General features: G+C 52.6%; 16 protein-coding genes. 7 read left to right on the top strand and 9 right to left on the bottom strand.

Annotated features, from left to right (window positions below):
• Positions 1–3: 3 nt before the first annotated feature.
• Together ectB and ectA are read right to left on the bottom strand one after the other, a co-directional pair.
• On the bottom strand, positions 4–1287 hold the full coding sequence (gene ectB / locus JF44_RS0114605) for a diaminobutyrate--2-oxoglutarate transaminase (protein WP_033069695.1): 1284 nt from the start codon (positions 1285–1287) through the stop codon (positions 4–6).
• A 129-nt stretch (positions 1288–1416) separates the two neighbouring features.
• Positions 1417–1965, bottom strand: a complete 549-nt coding sequence (gene ectA / locus JF44_RS0114600) for a diaminobutyrate acetyltransferase (protein ID WP_033069694.1) — start codon at positions 1963–1965, stop codon at positions 1417–1419.
• A 324-nt stretch (positions 1966–2289) separates the two neighbouring features.
• Between ectA and JF44_RS0114595 the strand changes: the two genes are divergently transcribed.
• Entirely contained in the window at positions 2290–2769 is a 480-nt protein-coding gene (locus JF44_RS0114595) for a MarR family winged helix-turn-helix transcriptional regulator (RefSeq protein ID WP_033069693.1), read from the top strand.
• 89 nt (positions 2770–2858) lie between these two features.
• Here JF44_RS0114595 and JF44_RS0114590 read toward each other — a convergent pair whose 3' ends face one another.
• The 6 genes from JF44_RS0114590 to JF44_RS0114565 form a co-directional block, all read right to left on the bottom strand.
• Positions 2859–3980, bottom strand: a complete 1122-nt coding sequence (locus tag JF44_RS0114590) for an AbrB family transcriptional regulator (RefSeq protein WP_033069692.1) — start codon at positions 3978–3980, stop codon at positions 2859–2861.
• The gene (locus JF44_RS0114585) at positions 3980–5662 is read right to left on the bottom strand and encodes a methyl-accepting chemotaxis protein (RefSeq protein WP_033069982.1); all 1683 of its coding nucleotides are present in this window, start codon (positions 5660–5662) and stop codon (positions 3980–3982) included. Before JF44_RS0114585 ends, JF44_RS0114590 begins: the two co-directional genes overlap by 1 nt.
• Before the next feature lie 35 nt (positions 5663–5697).
• Positions 5698–7233 (bottom strand): tripartite tricarboxylate transporter permease, encoded by a 1536-nt coding sequence (locus JF44_RS0114580; RefSeq protein ID WP_033069691.1) that lies wholly within the window; start codon positions 7231–7233, stop codon positions 5698–5700.
• A complete protein-coding gene (locus JF44_RS0114575) occupies positions 7226–7714 on the bottom strand; it encodes a tripartite tricarboxylate transporter TctB family protein (protein ID WP_033069690.1) in 489 nt (162 codons plus the stop codon). The genes JF44_RS0114580 and JF44_RS0114575 overlap by 8 nt, the downstream gene beginning before the upstream one ends.
• Before the next feature lie 44 nt (positions 7715–7758).
• Positions 7759–8757 carry a tripartite tricarboxylate transporter substrate binding protein gene (locus JF44_RS0114570; RefSeq protein ID WP_202901517.1) on the bottom strand — a complete coding sequence of 333 codons (999 nt, stop codon included), beginning with the start codon at positions 8755–8757 and terminating at the stop codon, positions 7759–7761.
• Between the two features lie 319 nt (positions 8758–9076).
• Positions 9077–9757 (bottom strand): IclR family transcriptional regulator, encoded by a 681-nt coding sequence (locus JF44_RS0114565; RefSeq protein WP_033069688.1) that lies wholly within the window; start codon positions 9755–9757, stop codon positions 9077–9079.
• Between the two features lie 116 nt (positions 9758–9873).
• Between JF44_RS0114565 and JF44_RS0114560 the strand changes: the two genes are divergently transcribed.
• On the top strand, positions 9874–11094 hold the full coding sequence (locus tag JF44_RS0114560) for a CaiB/BaiF CoA transferase family protein (RefSeq protein ID WP_033069687.1): 1221 nt from the start codon (positions 9874–9876) through the stop codon (positions 11092–11094).
• Entirely contained in the window at positions 11091–11939 is an 849-nt protein-coding gene (locus JF44_RS0114555; protein ID WP_033069686.1) for a citryl-CoA lyase, read from the top strand. The genes JF44_RS0114560 and JF44_RS0114555 overlap by 4 nt, the downstream gene beginning before the upstream one ends.
• Before the next feature lie 36 nt (positions 11940–11975).
• Here the strand turns inward: JF44_RS0114555 and JF44_RS0114550 are convergent, their stop codons facing one another.
• Positions 11976–13100: an ABC transporter substrate-binding protein gene (locus JF44_RS0114550; protein WP_033069685.1), complete on the bottom strand. Its 1125-nt coding sequence runs from the start codon at positions 13098–13100 to the stop codon at positions 11976–11978.
• A gap of 151 nt (positions 13101–13251) precedes the next feature.
• Here JF44_RS0114550 and JF44_RS0114545 point away from each other — a divergent pair, with 151 nt between their 5' ends.
• The 4 genes from JF44_RS0114545 (at position 13252) to JF44_RS0114530 (ending at position 19094) form a co-directional block, all read left to right on the top strand.
• The gene (locus JF44_RS0114545) at positions 13252–13917 is read left to right on the top strand and encodes a response regulator transcription factor (RefSeq protein WP_033069684.1); all 666 of its coding nucleotides are present in this window, start codon (positions 13252–13254) and stop codon (positions 13915–13917) included.
• Positions 13914–15320 (top strand): sensor histidine kinase, encoded by a 1407-nt coding sequence (locus JF44_RS0114540; protein WP_033069683.1) that lies wholly within the window; start codon positions 13914–13916, stop codon positions 15318–15320. The genes JF44_RS0114545 and JF44_RS0114540 overlap by 4 nt, the downstream gene beginning before the upstream one ends.
• 599 nt (positions 15321–15919) lie before the next feature.
• Positions 15920–16477 (top strand): helix-turn-helix domain-containing protein, encoded by a 558-nt coding sequence (locus tag JF44_RS0114535; protein WP_033069682.1) that lies wholly within the window; start codon positions 15920–15922, stop codon positions 16475–16477.
• Positions 16478–16649: 172 nt separating this feature from the next.
• The gene (locus JF44_RS0114530; RefSeq protein ID WP_033069681.1) at positions 16650–19094 is read left to right on the top strand and encodes a GcvT family protein; all 2445 of its coding nucleotides are present in this window, start codon (positions 16650–16652) and stop codon (positions 19092–19094) included.
• The last annotated feature ends 48 nt before the right edge of the window (positions 19095–19142 follow it).

Raw genomic sequence — 19142 nt, 5'->3', positions numbered from 1 at the left:
CTATTACTCAGCAGCAGCTTTGGTCGGGATAACTTCCTTGCCCATGGCTTTGGCGGTTGCCAGTTCAAGGATTTCCAGACCATGTGCCAAATCCTGCTTTGAGATGATCAAAGGCACAAGGCATTTAACCACTTCATCTTCGGGACCACTGGTTTCGATGACCAGATTGTGCTTGAAGCATTCCTTGGTGACTTTCGAGGCCAGTTCACCGCTTTCAAAGCAGATGCCCTGCATCAGGCCGCGGCCTTTGCGATAAAGTTTGCCGTCGCCATAACGTTCGGCAATCTCTTCGAGGCGGTTGCCAAGGAATTCGGCCTTGTCACGCACATCGGCTGCGAATTTGTCATCCGACCAGAAATGGTCCAGGGCGGCAGCGGCAGTCACAAACGCGTGGTTGTTACCACGGAAGGTGCCGTTATGTTCACCCGGGTGCCAGACATCAAATTCCGGTTTCATCAGGACCACAGCAAGCGGAAGACCATATGCCGAAAGCGACTTCGACAGGGTGATCATGTCCGGCTTGATGCCAGCAGGCTCGAAGCTAAAGAACGTCCCGGTACGACCACAACCAGCCTGAATGTCATCAACAATCAGGAGGATGTCGTGTTTACGGCAGACTTTCTCAAGGTTCTTGAGCCAGCCAAAGTCAGCAGCATTCAGGCCGCCTTCACCCTGAAGGGTTTCGACAATCACGGCAGCGGGCAGGGCCACGCCACTTGAGTTGTCTGACAGAACGCGATCCAGATATTCGGTGGTATCAGCGCCGTCGCCCATGTAACCGTCAAACGGAACCGCAACAGCGTTATCAAGCGATACGCCAGCAGCGCCACGGTGATGTTCGTTACCCGTAATGGCAAGCGAACCCAGCGTGCAGCCATGGAAACCGTTGGTAAACGAAATAACAGTTTCGCGACCTTTGACACGACGGGCGAGCTTCAAGGCAGCTTCGACTGCATTGGTGCCGGTCGGACCGGTAAACTGCACTTTGTATTCCATGTCACGCGGCTTGAGAATTTTGCTTTCAAGCGCGGTCAAGAATGCTTCTTTGGCCTTGGTGTGCATGTCCAGGCCATGGGTGATGCCATTTGATTTGATGTAATCAATCAATTTTTCCTGAAGGACCGGGTGGTTATGGCCATAGTTCAGGCTGCCGGCACCAGCAAGGAAGTCAAGATAGCGGTTACCGTCAAGGTCCGTAAGCCAGGCGCCCTCGGCATTGTCAAAAGTAACGGGGAAGGAGCGTGCATAGCTCTGAACTTCCGATTCAAGGCGATCAAATACAGTCATGGTTCCCTCTTTCAGATTGGGAAAAAATCAAAGTCCACCTGTCATGCCAAACGTTCCGGCGGGCCGGATGTTCCACTGCGACCAAGGCCGCTTGTTACAATCAAGGTGGTGAAAATTCAGGCAGCCGGATCAGGCGGCAACGCGTTCGACGTCTTCACGTTCAAACGGGCCGATCTGCCAAAGAATCTCGCTGGCAGCAGCGCCTTCGAAGTGGGTTTCACGTTCGAACTGAACTTTACGCTTCACATCCGCACCCAGTTCGCGGGCGACAGAGCGGAATACACCCTGAGACGGAGCGTTGGTCGACGTGATCGTCGTGTTCAGTTGCGAAACGTCATGGCACGACGGGCGATCCAGAATATCAAGGATCAGGCGTTTTGCCAGACGCAGGCCACGGGCCTTTGGTGAAACCGCGACTTGCCAGATGAAAAGTTGGTCTGGGGTGCTTGGTACGATGTAACCGGAAACAAAGCCGACAGCTTCGCCGTTCAGTTCGGCAATCGCGCATGTGTCTGAAAAGTGTGAACACTGCAGCAGATTGCAATACATCGAATTCTCGTCCAATGGCTTGCAGTCGGCGATCAGGCTGTTCACAGCCGCGCCGTCCGTTGCCTTGGGTTTTCGGATAATCAGGTTGGCTTTCTGGCCGGTATTGCCGTTTGTGTTGGCAATTTTCATCGGTCTGCCTGCTCTGTTATTTCGATACACGATCATTTATGTCGCGGGAGATATATAGAACAGCGATACAAATTGATCAACCCCCTGACTATGACTTTCCTGTGAAGATGTGTAAGTCATTGATAAACATAAAAAGAAAGATTTATCGGTTTTCGATAGGGATATTATTCTCTTCATAAATCATTGTTTCAAAAATTAAACGGTTTTCGATGAAATTAAATATCGAAAGTCTATGTAAAAATGTCTTAAATCGTTGCACAGCGCGGGTTCAGCGGGTAAAACAGCGTTTCCTGCATAAAAACAAACCTTGCCTGGAAACCTACAATGGACAAATTGCATGAAGCGCTGATCTCTATTCGCCGTATTCTGCGCGCGAGTGATATTCACGCCAAAAAGCTTGGCAAGGTGACCGGGCTTAAAACTTCCCAGCTACTGGTTTTGCAGTCCCTTGAAGAGTTCGGTGAGATGACCGTGGGCCAGATTGCAGCCAAAGTGAATTTGGCGCAGGCATCAACCACAGCGCTGGTCGACAAACTTCAAGCCATGCATCTTGTGACGCGTGAACGCGGCGATACAGACAAACGCAAGGTCTTTGTCCGACTGACAGAGCAGGGGCGTACGATCCTTGACCGTGCACCAATGGCGCTTCATGACCGGTTCTCGGACAATTTCAACAGTCTGGAAGAATGGGAACAAACGTTCCTGATTGCTGCGTTGCAGCGTGTGTCCGGGATGATGGATGCCAGCGAGATCGACGTGGCGCCGGTCCTTGACCATGGCGTTATTGTTGAAAAGCGCGATTAGGCATCACTGATTCTTTGCCAGAGCAACAGTTTAGCAATCAAACAGCATGGCAAATGTGATTTTGCAGCGGGCAGGGGCAACCTTGCCCGTTAAATTTTTGATGTGTTTTTGCGTTTCATGTGGTTTTGAAACCATTTGGCCATCAGCGGTGCAAGAAGAACGATCTCGAAAATCCGCACAATATGATGGAACGCGACAAAACTCGGTTCGACATCAAGTGCCAGGGCGATCAACGACATTTCAGCAACGCCGCCCGGTGCAAAGGCCAGAAGCACGGCAATAAAGTCCAGATCAAGCCACTGTGCGACAAACCAGGCGACGCCGCCGGTAAAGGCCAGAACAACAAGTGTTGCAAGAACGGAATATCCCGCAAGCCTTGCCAACACGGAAAGCTTGACGCCGGAAAAACGACTGCCAATAGCAGAGCCCAGAATAAGCAGGCTACCGGCAAGCAGCCAATCCGGAAGGTTTCCTTCAACAATACCGGTTACATGCAGCACCATGCTTGCGGCCATGGCCCCCGTCATGTAACTGGCAGGGACACCGATCTTACGAAACACAAGCACCGTGACGAGGGCGCAAACCCCGGTCAGAAGGCCTTCGTTCAGCGTCATCTGGACGGCATGGCTGTCCCCGTGGCCGTTTGCGACGACCCCGGTGATCATCAGCGCAAACACCGGTGCGGACATCACAAGCAACAGGACGCGCAAACCTTGGGTAAGGGCGATCTCCTGTTCATTGCCACCGGCAGCCGCACCAAGGACAATCATGGGCGTCAAGCCGCCTGGTGTCGCGGAAAACAGGGCGGTTGCCGGATCGAGGCGCGCAATCTTGGTATAGAACCATGTAATGATAACGGTAATGACCGGAACATAAATCAACACAGCGATCATGCTGATTGGCCATTTCGCGGCCTGATCAAATGTTTCCGGGGTGAAAGATGCGCCAAGAAACACCCCGATCACACCAAGAATGATCGAGCGGAACTGCATCGGCACGGCCATGGGCACGCGCATGAGGCTTACCACAAATGTTGCCAGCATCGGCCCCATCATCCATGCCAAGGGCATATTGATGGAATGGGCCAGTCCCCCGCCGATCAAACCAATGCCCAGTGCAATGGAAAGGTTTCTGAAGAAACGTCGTGTCAGAACATTAGACAGGCGATTGATCCCGCGGTTTCTTAGTGGATCGCCCGGTTGTTCTTGCATCAAGCTTCGGCCTTGTTTTTGTTGATCTGTTCAAGGAAGCCATCGATTGCGTCGCGCAGACGGCCTGCTTCGGTATTTAGCGTGCTTGTGGCGCGGGTTACATTTTCTGATCCGTGATGAACGCGCGCGGTTTCGTTATCAAGGGCGCCTACCGCCTCGGCAACGGTGCGCATCCCGCCATTGGCATCCTGAATGCTGTCTGAAATGCCCGCTGTTGATGCCTGCTGTTCCTCAACGGCTGCAGCAATGGCTGCTGCTGATTGGTCAACTTCGCCGATGACATCGGCAACACTATGAAGGGCTGAAACCACATTATCGGTCAAGCCGCGGATTTCGTCGACCTGATTGGCGATATCTTCGGTGGCGCGCGCAGTTTGCGATGCAAGGTTTTTAACTTCACCGGCGACCACGGCAAAGCCTTTGCCCGCATCACCAGCACGCGCGGCTTCGATTGTTGCGTTCAGGGCCAAAAGGTTGGTTTGGCTTGCGATATCTTCGATCAGACTGACGATATCGCCGATGCGCTGGGTGGCATTCGTCAACTGTTCAAACAGTTGACGAGACTGTTCGCTTTCGGAACGTGCGCGACCGGCGACTTCGGCGGAATGTTGCGCCTGCTGGCCGATTTCGGCAATCGCGTCGGACAGGCTTGCTGTCGTGTGTGACACTGCTTCGATGTGATGGAGAACCTGTTCGGAATGTTGGTTGGCGTCGGCTGATTGGGAACTGGCCGCTGTTGCGATCTGTTCCATATCATTTGCCGATCCGTTCAGAGATCCAAATTCACGATCAAAGCCAGACAGGGCATCTTGCACTGTGCGCTGAAAATGTTCGGTGGCCTCTATCAGGTTTTGCTGACGGCTGGTTTCGAGTTCGCGAACGCGTTCACGTTCCAAGCGCAGGAGTTCAGCTTCTTTTGACTGATCGCGAAGGACGGTGACGGATCTTGCGACGGTTCCGATTTCATCGCCACGCTGTTCGCCGCGAATATTGACTTGGAGATCCCCGTTGGAAATCTGTTCAATCAGTTGGGCGAGATCCGTCATCGGGCGTGAAATGCGCCGGGAAACAAAGACGGAAACGATACCTGCAATCAGCACCACGAGAACGGCAACTATCACGAAAACACGCTGCAATGCTTCTGCTTGGTTTGAGGCGGCAGCAAATGACGTGGTTGCAATTTCATGAGACCTGACAAGGATTTCATTAAGTGGCACCTGAAGAGCCTGAAAAGTTTCATCAGCTTGGGCGATGACTTCGAGCGCGCCATAGATGTTCATTTCACTTTCAACAAGGAACTGCGCGACCTGTTCGATGTATTTTGCGTAATTTTCTCGGAAGGCATCACCGCCGACAGCTGAAAGACGTTCGGCAAGGGGGGCGAGTTCCGTTTCGAGCTTGCTAACCTTTTCGCGCAAATCAGGGACGACGGCGGCATTGATCCCGTTTGAATCCCACGTCAGAATTCGAAACAGCGATCCATGAGCCTCGTTTAGCGCATTGCTAAGTTCCAGCGCATCGGATCGCCGCTCGTATGCTTCGACGCGAAGGCTGGTAAGCGTCTTTTTCTCGCTTTCGAGGGCGGCAACAGCTGCGACCCCCATCGCGATAATAACGATCATCAGAAAAACCGGAACCAAAAGGGTTTTGGGGCCGATCGACAAATTATCGAGAAAACGCATAACCATTAACCTTCGCGCCTGTTGGGCCGAGAACCTTAAAGTTCACCATCATTCGGCACAGCTTTTCGGTTACGCATCCACGTACGGAAGTTGCCAATAAGCGGTGCAGCAAGGAAAAGAATGCTGAGCGAAAGGATCACAAGTGTGATCGGGCGTTCCCAAAGGAAGGAAATCGATCCGTCACTGATTGCCAGAGCACGACGGAGGTTTTCTTCCATCATCTTGCCAAGAATGAAACCAAGCAGCATTGGCGCCATCGGATAATTCAGAAGCCGCAGGCCGATCGCAATTGCAGCAGCAATCACCATCATGTGGATGTCCATGGTGTTAAAGGTCACCAGATAGACACCAACCAGCGAGAAGAACAGAACGAACGGCACCAGAAGCTGCTGGGGCAGGGCCAGAAGACGCGAGATATACGGGATCAGCGGCAGGTTCAGAACCAGAAGAACCACGTTACCAATATACATCGAGATGATGACAGACCAGAACACTTCGGGTTGTTCAACAAACAACCGCGGTCCAGGTTGCACACCATAGGAAATCAGCGCGCCCATCATAACGGCCGTTGTCCCGGAGCCCGGAATACCAAGGGTCAGGAGCGGCACGAACGACCCGGAACAAGCAGCATTGTTTGCCGTTTCAGGTGCAGACAGGCCACGGATGGACCCTTTGCCAAAGCCAAGTTTTTCCTTGGCTGATGCAAGATTGCGTTCCATGCCATAGGCAAGGAACGAGGCAATGGTTGCACCGGCACCTGGCAGAACACCGGTAAAGAAACCCAGAACCGAAGAACGGCCAATGACCGGAATCATTGTTTTGACTTCTTCACGCGACAGCTTCATCGAGCCAAGGCTTTTTAGCGCCTTTTGTTCATCAGAGCGCGTGTCCTTGGTCGGGCGCAGGATCGACAACAGCGCTTCGGACAGGGCAAAAGTCGACATGGCAAGCAACAGGAAGCTGATGCCATCCACAAGATCCATACTGCCAAAGGTAAAGCGCGCAACACCTGCGGCCGGATCCGTCCCGATGGTTGAGAGCATGATGCCAAATAGCGTCATGGTGACCGCTTTAAGCACCTGACCCTTGCCCGCAAAGGCAGAGACCGCGGTTAAACCAAGTACCATCAGGGCGAAATAGTCACCGGACTGGAATGACAGCGAGACGGACGCCAGTGCAGGGGCCGCGACCAACAGGAAGACTGCAGCAATTGTGCCGCCCGAGAATGACGAGATGGCCGCAATTGCCAGCGCCTTGCCAGCTTGACCCTTTTGCGCCATCGGGTAGCCGTCAAACGCGGTTGCTACCGTGCCTGCGACGCCAGGAGCATTGATCAGAATAGATGATGTGGAGCCACCAAAAATCGCACCATAATAAACACCAGCCATCAGGATCAAACCTGTGGAGGGATCAAACCCGTAGGTGATCGGGATCATAAGGGCGATGGCAGTGATTGGGCCAAGACCGGGCAGCATCCCGATAAAGGTGCCTGCGAAGCAGCCGACCGCAACCATCAACAGATTGATCGGCAAAACAGCGGTCGAAAGACCGGAGAAAATTCCCTCAAGCATCGTTTGACATCCAACCGAGATAGTAGAAGAAATCGCCCGGCGTGAGGTAGATGCCCATCATGTAAAGCAAACCCCAGAACGCCAGCGTGACAAGAACAGCCGTCAGAATAAGAACATGCGGACGACGTTCGCCAAGGGTGTAGAAACCGCCCATCAGGAACAGCGATGTAGAAATCGGAAAGCCAATCTGGCGGATTGTCAGGCCATACAGCACCATCAGAACTGCAAGGACGACAACACGCCCCCATTTCAGGCCACGGAATGCCGCAGAAAGGGTGCCTGCCTCCTTGTTGGTCGGCAGTACCAGTTGAATGAAGGAAACCACACCCAGTATCCATGCAAGGGCGTTGGGAAGGGTTCTGGCATTGAACGGAGCATCCTCGTCACCAAACAGCAGCGGGATGTCATCGACATAGGAGCCATATATCAGCGCAAGGCAAAGAAATATCAGTGCGCCGAACTTGTCGCGATTGATGGACATGGCGTGGTTTCCTTCGAAGGTCTTTTTACTTTTATTTTAACGGCTTATTTCAAGAAGCCGAGTTCGCGCATCAGGTCGCCAACGACCTTTTCCTGGTTTTCCATGAAGGCGGAAAACTCAGCACGGCCTTTGTAGATTTTTTCCCAGCCGTTACGCGTGCGAACGGTTTCCCATTCCGGGGTTGCCTGAACATCTTTGAGCAGAGCTGCATATGCATCAGCCTTGTCTGCCGAAAGAGCCGGGGAACCGAAGTAACCACGCCAGTTGACGAATTCGGCATCAATGCCCAGTTCACCAAGCGACGGGACGTCCGGAGCTGCTTCAACACGTTCTGTGGAGGTCACAGCAAGGATGCGGACCTGACCTGCTTTGGCGAGTTCAAGAAGTTCACCAAGACCGGTCGAAAGAACTTCGGTTTCGCCCGACAGAAGACCAGCAATGGCTTTGCCACCGGCATCATAGGGGATGTATTTGACCTGTTTTGCATTGCCGCCACCTTTCTGGACAGCATAGGCAGCAACAATGTGGTCCATACCACCACGGACCGAACCACCACCGAACTTGACCGAATTCGGGTCCGCTTTAACAGCGTCGACAACATCGGTGAAGGACTGGAATTTGCTGTCAGCCGGAACGGCGAAAGCAGCATATTCAGCAACAACAGCAGCAATCGGGGTCAGATCACGAAATGACTGCGGGAAGACACCCGTAAGGGAACGAACGATGATCGGGGTGGAGTTGACCATCAGGGTATTATCAAGGCGATCAGCTGCTTCGATCATGTAGGCAATGGCTTTACCGCCGCCGCCACCAGACATGTTTTCATAAGAAGCAGTGCCCACAAGACCGGATTTGGTCAGGGCTTCACCGGTGCCGCGTGCGGTACCGTCCCAGCCACCGCCGGCACCACCGGGAATGACGAAGTGAAGTTCGTCCATTTCTGCGGCTTTGGCATCCATTGCACCGAATGCAGCAGTCGAAACAGCAACAGCCGTGGCTGCGGCAATAAATCCGCGACGTGAGAACATCGTCAGCTTGTTCATCAGGGTCTCCTCCAGACACTAAAGCATTTTCCCAAGCCACCCGTGTGGTGGCGGCCGATCGCCAGGAACAAAACTTCAACAAGGGATGTCGGGAACCGACCCGCAGATGCTTTGATCGCATCTGCCTACGGCTTGTTTTTAATGACCTCCCTTGCCGATATTCTTTTTGTTTGTTCCGGGGTCACTTTGTGACTCTCGGATCGGCAGTGGGAGGGACGTTAGCAGGCCAACCTGTCACCAACCTGTCATTGCGCCAAATTGGATGAAAAAAGTTCACATCATTTATGACAGCAACGCACAGGTGGTGACTGATCGCCAATTATGGCGACAAGTTTGACCCACATCTACGCGCATGTTGTTGTAGTGAGTTCAATAAGTTAAGGCGATTTTCTTCACTAAAACGGCTTTTGGGACCAGATAGCGTTAGAACGCCAAGAAGATTGTTTTGTCGATCCAGTACCGGGACCGCGATTGCCGAAATATCGGGATCGCGTTCTCCTTCGCTTTGGGCGAACCTGTCATTAAGAACATCAAGTGCACGGTCATCAATACCATTGCCCCAGGCACGAATTACGTGGCCGGCTGCGCCGCAGCCGCACGGCAATATCGCGCCTTCTTCCAGATGATGACGCAGGCTGCTTGGTGAATTTTCCCGAAACAGGCACAGGCGGTTTGAACCCTCTGGGACATAAAAGGACGCGGTTTCACCACTTTCCTGAACAAGGTCCGAAAGGTGCGGGCGGACAATGTCATCCATTCGGTAAGACCGACGATAAATCGACCCCAACCGCCACAGTGCTGGCCCCAATCGATATCGTCCGCGCCCCGAAAGCATCAGGAATCCGCAAGTTTCCAGTGTTCCTGCCAGGCGAGAGATCGTACTTTTGTACATTCCTGTACGTTCAGAAATCTCCTTGAGCGATAAATCAGAGTCCTGATCTGTAAAGACATCAAGAATATTCAGGGCGCGTTCGACGGCGCTAACATTTTGTTCTGGCATGAAAATTCTGCTCTTGGACGTGGTCATGAACGCAATGCAATGCGGTTTGCATTTCGTGGAAGATCGAAATTCTATATAATAGAACACAATTCTACCAGGCAGAATTTAGGTGTTTTATGAATAACGGATCAAACCCGCTTTCCGGGATTACGGTGTTGGACTTGACCAATGTGCTGGCCGGGCCGTTTTGCTGCCATCAACTGGCCCATATGGGGGCTGATGTGATCAAGGTTGAAGCACCCGGGCGTGGTGATCTCGCCCGGCAGCTTGGTGCGGACATGGAACTGAATGAAAAGCTGATGGGCGTTTCGTTCATGGCACAAAATGCCGGAAAACGTTCGATCACGCTTAATCTCAAAGAACCGCGTGGCAAAGAAATCCTCAAGAAGCTGGTGGCGAAGGCCGATGTGCTGGTCGAGAATTTCCGTCCCGGTGTGATGGATCGACTGGGACTTGGTTACGATGTGCTAAGCGACGTCAATCCGGCCCTGATTTACTGCGCGATCTCGGGCTTTGGTCAGTCTGGGCCGATGAAAAGGCTGCCTGCCTATGACCAGATCGTGCAGGGGCTTTCGGGCATCATGACCATCACCGGCGAAGAAGATAAGGGAACCTATCGCGTCGGATATCCGATGGCCGATACCATTGGCGGCATGACGGCTGCATTCGCCATCAGTTCGGCATTGGCTGGGCGCACGATGGGGAACAAAAACGCCAAAGGCAGCTTTATCGATATTTCGATGCTGGAATCAGTCATAGCCACCATGGGTTGGGTTGTGTCGAACTATCTGATTGCGGGCAAGGAACCAACGGCCAATGGCAATGACAACTTCACATCGTCACCATCGGGCGCGTTTGCCACAGCAGATGGTCAACTCAACATCGCGGCAAACAAACAGGAACAATTTGAAGCCCTTTGCGATGTTCTTGGACTGGAATCCCTGATCAAAGACCCGCGATTTGTCTCGCGCAAGGAACGGCTTGAAAACCGGTCGGCTTTGACCGCGCTGCTTGAAGCAGTGCTTGTGACAAAGGAAACGGATCACTGGGTTGAAAAGCTCAATGTTGTTGGTGTTCCGGCCGGTGCGGTTCTGACCGTGCCACAGGCATTGGCGCTGCCGCAGATTGCTGAGCGTGGGATGATGGCATCCTTTGAAAATGTACCGGGTGCTGATCGCGATATCCGTATCCTGCGCACGGGTATCAAGATGGATGGCGCTGCACCGTCCGTGAATACACCGCCGCCCGAACTGGGACAGGATAACCAGGACATTCTGTCGTCGCTGGGCTTTTCCTGTGACGAGATCGATAACCTTGCCAAAGAGGGCGTGCTATGAGTACGAAAACCGTGGAAGACGTCGAAAACGAAGTACGCGACTGGTGGAAAACCGACATCATCGATATGGAACCGGGCAAAATCCATTATAGTGGCTATGCGATTGAAGATTTGATCGGGAATATCAGTTTCCCGACGATGATCTGGTTGATGACGCGCGGTGATTTACCATCAGTACCGCAGGCCAAACTTCTTGAGGCAGCACTTGTTTCCGCAGTCGACCATGGGCCGCAAGCCCCCAGTATTGCCATTGCACGGATGGCTGCGACCTGTGGGGTTGGTCTGAATAACGCAATGGCCAGTGCCGTTAATGTGTTGGGCGATGTGCATGGCGGTGCTGGTGAACAGGCGGTCGCGCTGTATCATGATATCGCCGCACGGATGGATGCCGGGCAGGAATTGGTTGCGGCGGTTTCTGACGGCCTGGATAACCAGATTGCCGAACATGGCAAACATGTTCCGGGCTTTGGTCATCGTTTCCATCCGGTGGACCCGCGCGCGCCGAGGCTGCTGGAACTTGTGAATGAAGCAGCAGAGCAAAACGCAATTTCCGGACGGTTTGGAAAAATCGCCAGCGCCATCGAAAGCGAATTGTTGGCCCGCAAAAGCAAACCAATTCCGCTGAATATTGATGGCGCAACGGCCGTGATTTATGCCGAGCTTGGCTTTGCACCAGAACTTGCACGTGGATTGTTCTGTTTGTCGCGTTCTGTGGGTATTCTCGCCCATGCGTGGGAGCAAACCCAGCAAGGTGGCCGAAACAAAGGACCCATTCCAAGACGGATGATCTGGAATTATACCGGACCGAAGAACCGCGCTGTCCCGAATGAAAATCTATCGGAATAGAAGTACGGCGATATTGAAAGCGTCGGGCAGGGGGACTTAGCGCCGATTGAGCAAAGAGTCCTGCCAGCGACGGATGAACCGTTGTCGTTTGGCCTGATCAAGATAGACCAGAAGTCCTGGCCCCACCGGGAAGGAACGCACCCGCTCGCCATAGCGATCAAAAATCAAGGATGAAAAGGTACTTGGTGGAATGTCGTCGCGTACCGGGTTGAAATTGCCATCATTTTGCAAAACGGTTTGCCCGCGAACTGACAACATGAAATCAAGAAAGCGTGCGCCTAGGTCCGGGTTGCGCGCTGCCCGCGGGATGATGGCAATCCGCGAATAAACCACAATGAAATCTTCGGGCAGGATCACACCAAGGTTCTGGTTTCGGCGACTGAATGTTTCGGCATATGACCCCAGAAGGTTATATCCGAGCACAACCTGACCATCGGCAATTTTTTCAAGCATGGGAGACGTGTTGGAGTAAAGCTTTACCTTTGATTGCCCCAATGTTCGTACAAAATCCCAAATGCCCGCGAAAAATCGTTCGTCACGGGCAAGAAACAGAAAACCAACACCGCTTCGCTCGATGTCATATGTCGTGACCTTCTCGCTGAAAAGGTCGTCATGATTGGTCAAAAGTGCGATGAAATCTTCGCGTGTTTTCGGCGGTTCAAGGTCATGCTCGCGGAAGAAAGCCCGATTATAAGCAATAACAGCAGGTTCCTGCGTGACGGCAAAGGCTTCATTGCGCCAACGTGCCCAGTTTGGCAATGCCTGTGTTTCTGTACTTTGGTGTGAAATGGCGTAGCCGTCATTGGCAAGCTTCATCTGCAGGTCCATTGACGAACTTATGATCAGATCAGCATTGGCTTCAGCGTTTTCACGCTGCATCAATGTCATGTCATACATTTCAAGGGTCTGGAGCTGATGATATTCAACACCAACAAGCGGGTTTTCTTCCTGAAAAGCCTTGATCACAGGGCTAAAGGCTTCAATGTCGGCTGACCCGTAAATGACAGCTTTTGGGATGCCCGTCGAAAGCAGGGATCGTTCCGGGTCTGATACTTGAGCCAGGCGCAGCGGTTCGTAGCTAAACACCTCTGCCATTGCAGAAGTTGCTTGCATCACAAGGACGATGACACATAAACGAATACAGGTACGGCCCAAAGTCATGTTGAAATACTCTTGATCGCAATCAGCCGTTCATGAGGTGGATATCATGAACATGGGATGTCACTATGGCGTTTTATGGGCGTATCATGGTTGGTAAACCACTTATGATAAACACCACCTGCCGGTTTATCAGGGAAGAGAAGCACAAACAATGAGAGTCCTTGTCGTTGAAGATCATGCCGCACTGGCGGACGGGATTGCACGGTCTTTAAGGCATTCTGGCTATGCGGTTGATGTAATTGCCGATGGCGAGGAAGCAGATGACATCCTGCGCACGCAGGAATACGGGCTTGTGGTGCTTGATCTGAATTTGCCGAAACTTGATGGGTTGGAAATTCTCAGGCGGATGCGTCATCGCGGCGCTGAAAGTGCTGTACTGATCCTGACCGCACGGGGCGACATCGAAGATCGGGTCAAGGGATTAGACCTTGGTGCGGATGATTATCTGGCAAAGCCATTTGAACTGGTCGAACTTGAAGCGCGGGTGAGGGCGCTGATGCGCCGCAATGCCGGCACCCACAACACCCAGATCAAATGCGGGCAGCTTGTATTTGATACGGTGGCACGGCGTGTAACAATTGACGGTCATGACGTTGATATTCCGCGCCGGGAACTCAACATCCTTGAAATCCTGTTGCTGCGCATTGGGCACGTTCTGAGCAAGGAACAGATAGCTGATCAGCTTGCCGGGTTTGAAGACGATATAAGCGCAAATGCGGTTGAGCTTTACATCAGCCGTTTGCGAAAACGTGTTGAACTTGCAGACATCAAAATTCAGACCGTGCGAGGTCTTGGCTATTTGTTGAAAAAAGCATGAAATGGCGTAACGGATCGCTCAGACGCAGGCTTGTTATATGGTTGCTGGTGCCACTTTTGGTAATCAGTTCATTGATGTTACTTGAAGTGCGTAGCAATGCAGTTCGCTCGACAAATCAGGCCTTTGACCGCGCACTTTTAAGCTCGGCCCTGGCAATTGCTGATCGAGTGGTTCTGATCGGTGGTCAGATTGAGGTCGATGTACCTTATGTGGCGCTTGAGATGTTAACAAGTGCAGCAGAAGACCGGGTTTTCTATCAGGTCAGCACCGGGCAGGGCGCGTTTATTACAGGTTACGAAGACCTGCCGCCGGTTCCCGAGAAACTCAGACCGCTTCGTGAAGAACCCGTGTTTTATGACGCGGTTTACAATGGTGAAAACGTAAGGATTGGTGCGCTGTCGCGTTATGTTGCCAGCGCCAGAAAAGCGACACGTTTTCAGGTGCTTGTCGCTGAAACCATGGGAACAAGATTAAGTTTAAGCGAAGACATTATCGCAAGTGCTGCTGCGCGCCAGATCGCCCTGATTGCAATTGCCGCGGTAATCGTATGGTTTGGGATTGGACAGGGTCTGAAACCGCTCACCAGACTGGAAGAGGCACTTAATCGACGTTCCCCAACCGATCTTCGACCGATCTTGCATGATGTTCCGACCGAAGTACGGCACCTTGTCGGGGCAATTAATCACCTGTTTCAACGGCTTGAAAACAGCCTTAAAACCATGCAGCGGTTTACCGCAGATGCCGCACACCAGTTGCGGACACCCTTGGCCGCATTGCGCACCCAAGCCGAACTTGGGCAGCGCGAACAAGATCCACAAAAAATACGCCAGATAGTGGAAACAATCGCGGCCTCAACCCGCCAGACGTCGCATCTTGCTAATCAGTTGCTGGCGTCGGCACGTGCGGCACCAGAAGGATTGGCCGGCAGATCATTTGAGAAGATTGATCTGTGCGAGATCACCCGTGCCGTGACCGGATCGAAGGTTCCTGTTGCGCTGGAGCGCGGTATTGACCTTGGATATGAAGGACTTACTGAGCCGACCTTCATCAAGGGTGATGCAACGTTGATTGAAGAACTGCTTAAAAACCTGGTGCATAATGCGTTGTGCTATTGCCCCGATGGCAGTGCGGTCACTGTACGCCTTGATCGAGAGATCACCGCACATGACCAGCATGTGGTTCTAACCGTCGAAGACAATGGACCGGGTATTCCCGTTGAACATCATAAAGATGTCTTCAAGCGGTTTTATCGGATGAATGGTACTGGGCAGGAAGAAGGGTGCGGACTTGGCCTTTCGATCGTCAAGGAAATTGCCATACGCCATGACACGACGATCAAACTGACACAGCCAGATGATCATAGCGGCTGCGTCTTTAGTGTGCGTTTTGAAGTGTTGGCATAACCCGTGACGCGAGCATTAATTGCAAGTATGTGATCTAACATATTGGAATAGAACTATATTGATCTTGGATCGCGAGAGTCATTATTTGTCATAATATATATTATCGAACACATGTGTAGCTTCGATAGTGTTGCGCAAATATCGATGAACTGCCCCTTTTTTACATGTACAGAAATCGTACACTCCGGCCTGTCGTGTGCATAGCTTCGCCCGTTTAATGAGGAGATGTTCCACGGTGATGGACGTTGTTGGGAATCTTCTATGAGCATTCCCGCTTCCTAATCATCTCGACAATCAGTTCTTTGGGAAACGGCGATAGCTTATTGGTCTGCCTGTCGCCTACTGCACCGCGCGATCACGTCAGGATGACTGGTTGCCTCGAAAATGCTGGCAGAACCCATTCCCGATCAAAGATTTCACTCCACCTAAGTCAGTCCAGTTGCAACCTGATCAGGAACCGGTCGGAACGCATCATCTTGATGAAATGAAATTCCTGGCTGTTTTTTCATTTGCATCCGTGAAATTTTCATCTACTTTTTCATAAGCGCAATTCTGAAGTCGGTAGCGGCTAAACGTATCAGTTGGATTTGGGGGGACGAATGCCAGAGAAAAGTCAGATTGGTCCCGACATCCGTGCATTGCGGCTCGCCCGTAAGATGACGCTCGAAGACCTTGCGCGGGCTCTCGACAAATCCGTTGGATGGCTTTCTCAAGTTGAGCGAAACTTATCCGTGCCAACTGTTGATGATCTACATAGCATCGCCCGTGTTCTAGAAGCGCCCGTCTCCATATTCTTTGGCATCGCGGATGCCCCGGAAGACGAACGTGGTCTTGTCGTCAGGGCGTCGGCACGCCGCGAGATTGGCGAGCGCGATAGCGGTTTGTTGGAGGCCCTGGTGTCTCCCGATCTGACAGACGACTTTGAAGTCATTCATTCTACTTTTCTTCCCGGTTCAGCGCTCAAAAAGCCTCGTCAACGCGCGACCAAGGAAGTTGTCTATCTTGTTTCTGGCAAACTTGATGTTTGGATTGGGGGGCAAAAGTTTACGATTTCAACCGGCGACAGTTTCCGTATCAAAGGTTCTGAATATCGCTGGGCCAATCCCTATGACGATCCCGCAATCGCGATATGGGTCATTTCCCCACCCGTCTATTGAGGCTTGCAGATGTCCCTTCCCTCCTAAGTTTGAGTAGTCATCATTTGCGGCCGCACAATTGATTGTGACGTTTATGGCGAACCCCACACCGCCACGTTTTCGCGAAACCAGCTCCCTGTCGGGGCACAGATAACGCCCGAATTCGCGCGTAACCCTTTAGAAGGATGTAAAAATGGCAATTCCACCAAATAGCGCCCGCGTTGTGATTGTCGGCGGCGGTGTGATCGGGTGTTCGGTCGCTTATCACCTGACAAAGTTGGGCTGGAAAGATGTTGTCCTTTTAGAACGCAAGCAGCTTTGCTGCGGCACCACCTGGCATGCCGCAGGCCTAATCGCCCAGTTGCGTGCTACCCAGAATATGACCCGGCTGGCGAAATACAGTCAGGAACTCTATGGCAATCTTGAGGCTGAAACCGGCTTGTCTACCGGTTTCAGGCGCGTGGGATCCATCACGGCTGCGCTCACGGATGAACGTCAGGAAGAACTGATGCGCCAGGCATCGATGGCCCGCGCCTTTGGTGTTGAAGTGGAGGCGATTTCTCCGTCTGAAATCAAAGCCAAATACGAACATCTTAACTGCGATGATGTGGTCGGCGGCGTTTATCTGCCGCTTGACGGTCAGGGTGATCCGTCCAATATCGCGCACGCACTGGCGAAAGGTGCCAAACTTCGTGGCGCCAAGGTTCTTGAACGCACCAAGGTCATCGGATTTGTCAAAGACGGTCGCCGCATTACTGGCGTTGAATGGGAAAACGAAGAAGGTGCAGGAACAATCACGTGTGATCACGTGGTAAACTGTTCTGGCATGTGGGGCCATGAGGTCGGCCGTCAAATGGGTACCAATGTGCCCCTTCATGCCTGTGAGCATTTCTATATCGTCTCGGAAAAAATCCCCGGCCTTCAACAATTGCCGGTGCTACGTGTGCCCGACGAATGCGCCTATTACAAGGAAGACGCTGGTAGCATCATGCTCGGTGCCTTCGAACCGGAAGCAAAACCCTGGGGCATGAAAGGTATTCCGGAGGATTTCGAATTCGACCAATTGCCCGAAGACTTCGATCATTTCGAACCAATTCTCGAAAAGGCAGTCAACCGACTACCGCTTCTGGCGGAAACGGGAATCCAAACTTTCTTTAACGGCCCGGAAAGCTTCACCCCGGACGACGCATACCACTTGGGTCTGGCGCCCGACATGGACAATGTTTGGGTTGCTGCTGGCTTCAACTCCGTCGGGATCCAATCTGCTGGTGGTGCAGGCATGGCGCTGGCGGAGTGGATGAACAGCGGTGAGAAGCCGTTCGACCTTGGTGATGTCGACATTTCCCGCATGCAGCCCTTCCAAGGCAACCAGACCTATCTGTTCGAGCGATCCAAGGAAACCTTGGGCCTGCTCTATTCAGACCACTTTCCCTATCGCCAGAAAGCCACAGCACGCGGTATTCGGCGGTCACCACTGCACAACGCTCTTATCGCGGAAGGCGCTGTCATGGGAGAGCTTTCAGGCTGGGAACGGGCAAACTGGTTTGCTGATCCAGGCCAGACACCCGAATATCAGTATTCCTGGAAGCGGCAAAACTGGTTTGAAAATTCAGCAAGGGAACACAAGGCCGTTCGTGAAAATGTCGGTATCTACGACATGTCGTCCTTCGGGAAGATTCGCGTAGAGGGGCCAGATGCCGAAGCTTTCCTGAACCGGGTTGCTGCGAGCAATCTTTCCGTGCCTGTCGGCAAGATCGTCTACAGCCAGTTTCTGAACACCCGTGGCGGTATCGAGGCAGATGTAACGATCACACGTCTTTCCGAAACCGCCTACCTTGTGGTGACCCCGGCCGCAACACGCCTTGCCGATCAGACCTGGATGCAGCGTCAGATTTTGGATGACCGTGTCGTGCTGACCGATATCACCGCAGCAGAGGCCGTCATCTGCGTGATGGGTCCGAATGCCCGGCAGTTGATGCAAATGGTTTCGCCGAATGATTTCACCAACGATGTAAACCCTTTCGGGACTTGGCAGGACATCGAAATCGGCATGGGCCTTGCCCGGGCGCACCGGGTTACATATGTCGGAGAACTGGGTTGGGAGCTTTACGTCTCTGCCGACATGGCAGCACATGTTTTTGAGGTGCTGTGGGCTGCCGGACGAGAACTTGATGCCAAACTGTGCGGTTTGCACATGATGGACAGTTGCCGGATCGAAAAAGGCTTTCGCCATTTCGGCCATGACATTTCAAGCGAGGACCACATTCTTGAGGCTGGGCTTGGATTTGCGGTCAAGAAAACGGACGTCGCATATATTGGTCGGGATGCAGTTTTGAAAAAGCGCGAGGAAGGCCTGCAAAGACGCATGGTCCAATTCCTGCTCAGCGATCCGGAGCCCCTGCTCTATCACGCTGAACCTATCGTCCGGGACGGCGAGATCGTTGGGTACCTCAGCTCCGGAAACTACGGTCATACGCTTGGTGGTGCTGTCGGTATGGGCTATGTGCCGTGTGCTGGCGAGACGGCACAGGACGTCCTTTCCTCAAAATTTGAGATCGAGGTTGCTGGTGAAAGGATTTCGGCGATGCCTTCTCTCAAGCCCCTCTACGACCCGAAATCCGCAAGGGTGAAGGTCTAAATGCGTGGGTGTAAGGCAATCGCTTAACCTGCGAGGGTCGTCGCTAAG

Source organism: Thalassospira australica, from assembly GCF_000763295.1.
Lineage (GTDB): Bacteria > Pseudomonadota > Alphaproteobacteria > Rhodospirillales > Thalassospiraceae > Thalassospira > Thalassospira australica.
The sequence above is the reverse complement of the archived record's forward strand: the minus strand, read 5'-3'. Positions and strand labels throughout refer to the sequence as shown.

Coding starts and splice junctions, on each gene's coding strand:
- JF44_RS0114550 (WP_033069685.1), bottom strand. CDS start 13,100: ATGACTTTGGGCCGTACCTGTATTCGTTTATGTGTCATCGTCCTTGTG.
- JF44_RS0114535 (WP_033069682.1), top strand. CDS start 15,920: ATGCCAGAGAAAAGTCAGATTGGTCCCGACATCCGTGCATTGCGGCTC.
- JF44_RS0114555 (WP_033069686.1), top strand. CDS start 11,091: ATGAGTACGAAAACCGTGGAAGACGTCGAAAACGAAGTACGCGACTGG.
- JF44_RS0114570 (WP_202901517.1), bottom strand. CDS start 8,757: ATGAACAAGCTGACGATGTTCTCACGTCGCGGATTTATTGCCGCAGCC.
- JF44_RS0114530 (WP_033069681.1), top strand. CDS start 16,650: ATGGCAATTCCACCAAATAGCGCCCGCGTTGTGATTGTCGGCGGCGGT.
- JF44_RS0114580 (WP_033069691.1), bottom strand. CDS start 7,233: ATGCTTGAGGGAATTTTCTCCGGTCTTTCGACCGCTGTTTTGCCGATC.
- JF44_RS0114545 (WP_033069684.1), top strand. CDS start 13,252: ATGAGAGTCCTTGTCGTTGAAGATCATGCCGCACTGGCGGACGGGATT.
- ectA (WP_033069694.1), bottom strand. CDS start 1,965: ATGAAAATTGCCAACACAAACGGCAATACCGGCCAGAAAGCCAACCTG.
- JF44_RS0114565 (WP_033069688.1), bottom strand. CDS start 9,757: ATGCCAGAACAAAATGTTAGCGCCGTCGAACGCGCCCTGAATATTCTT.
- JF44_RS0114575 (WP_033069690.1), bottom strand. CDS start 7,714: ATGTCCATCAATCGCGACAAGTTCGGCGCACTGATATTTCTTTGCCTT.
- ectB (WP_033069695.1), bottom strand. CDS start 1,287: ATGACTGTATTTGATCGCCTTGAATCGGAAGTTCAGAGCTATGCACGC.
- JF44_RS0114585 (WP_033069982.1), bottom strand. CDS start 5,662: ATGCGTTTTCTCGATAATTTGTCGATCGGCCCCAAAACCCTTTTGGTT.
- JF44_RS0114595 (WP_033069693.1), top strand. CDS start 2,290: ATGGACAAATTGCATGAAGCGCTGATCTCTATTCGCCGTATTCTGCGC.
- JF44_RS0114540 (WP_033069683.1), top strand. CDS start 13,914: ATGAAATGGCGTAACGGATCGCTCAGACGCAGGCTTGTTATATGGTTG.
- JF44_RS0114590 (WP_033069692.1), bottom strand. CDS start 3,980: ATGCAAGAACAACCGGGCGATCCACTAAGAAACCGCGGGATCAATCGC.
- JF44_RS0114560 (WP_033069687.1), top strand. CDS start 9,874: ATGAATAACGGATCAAACCCGCTTTCCGGGATTACGGTGTTGGACTTG.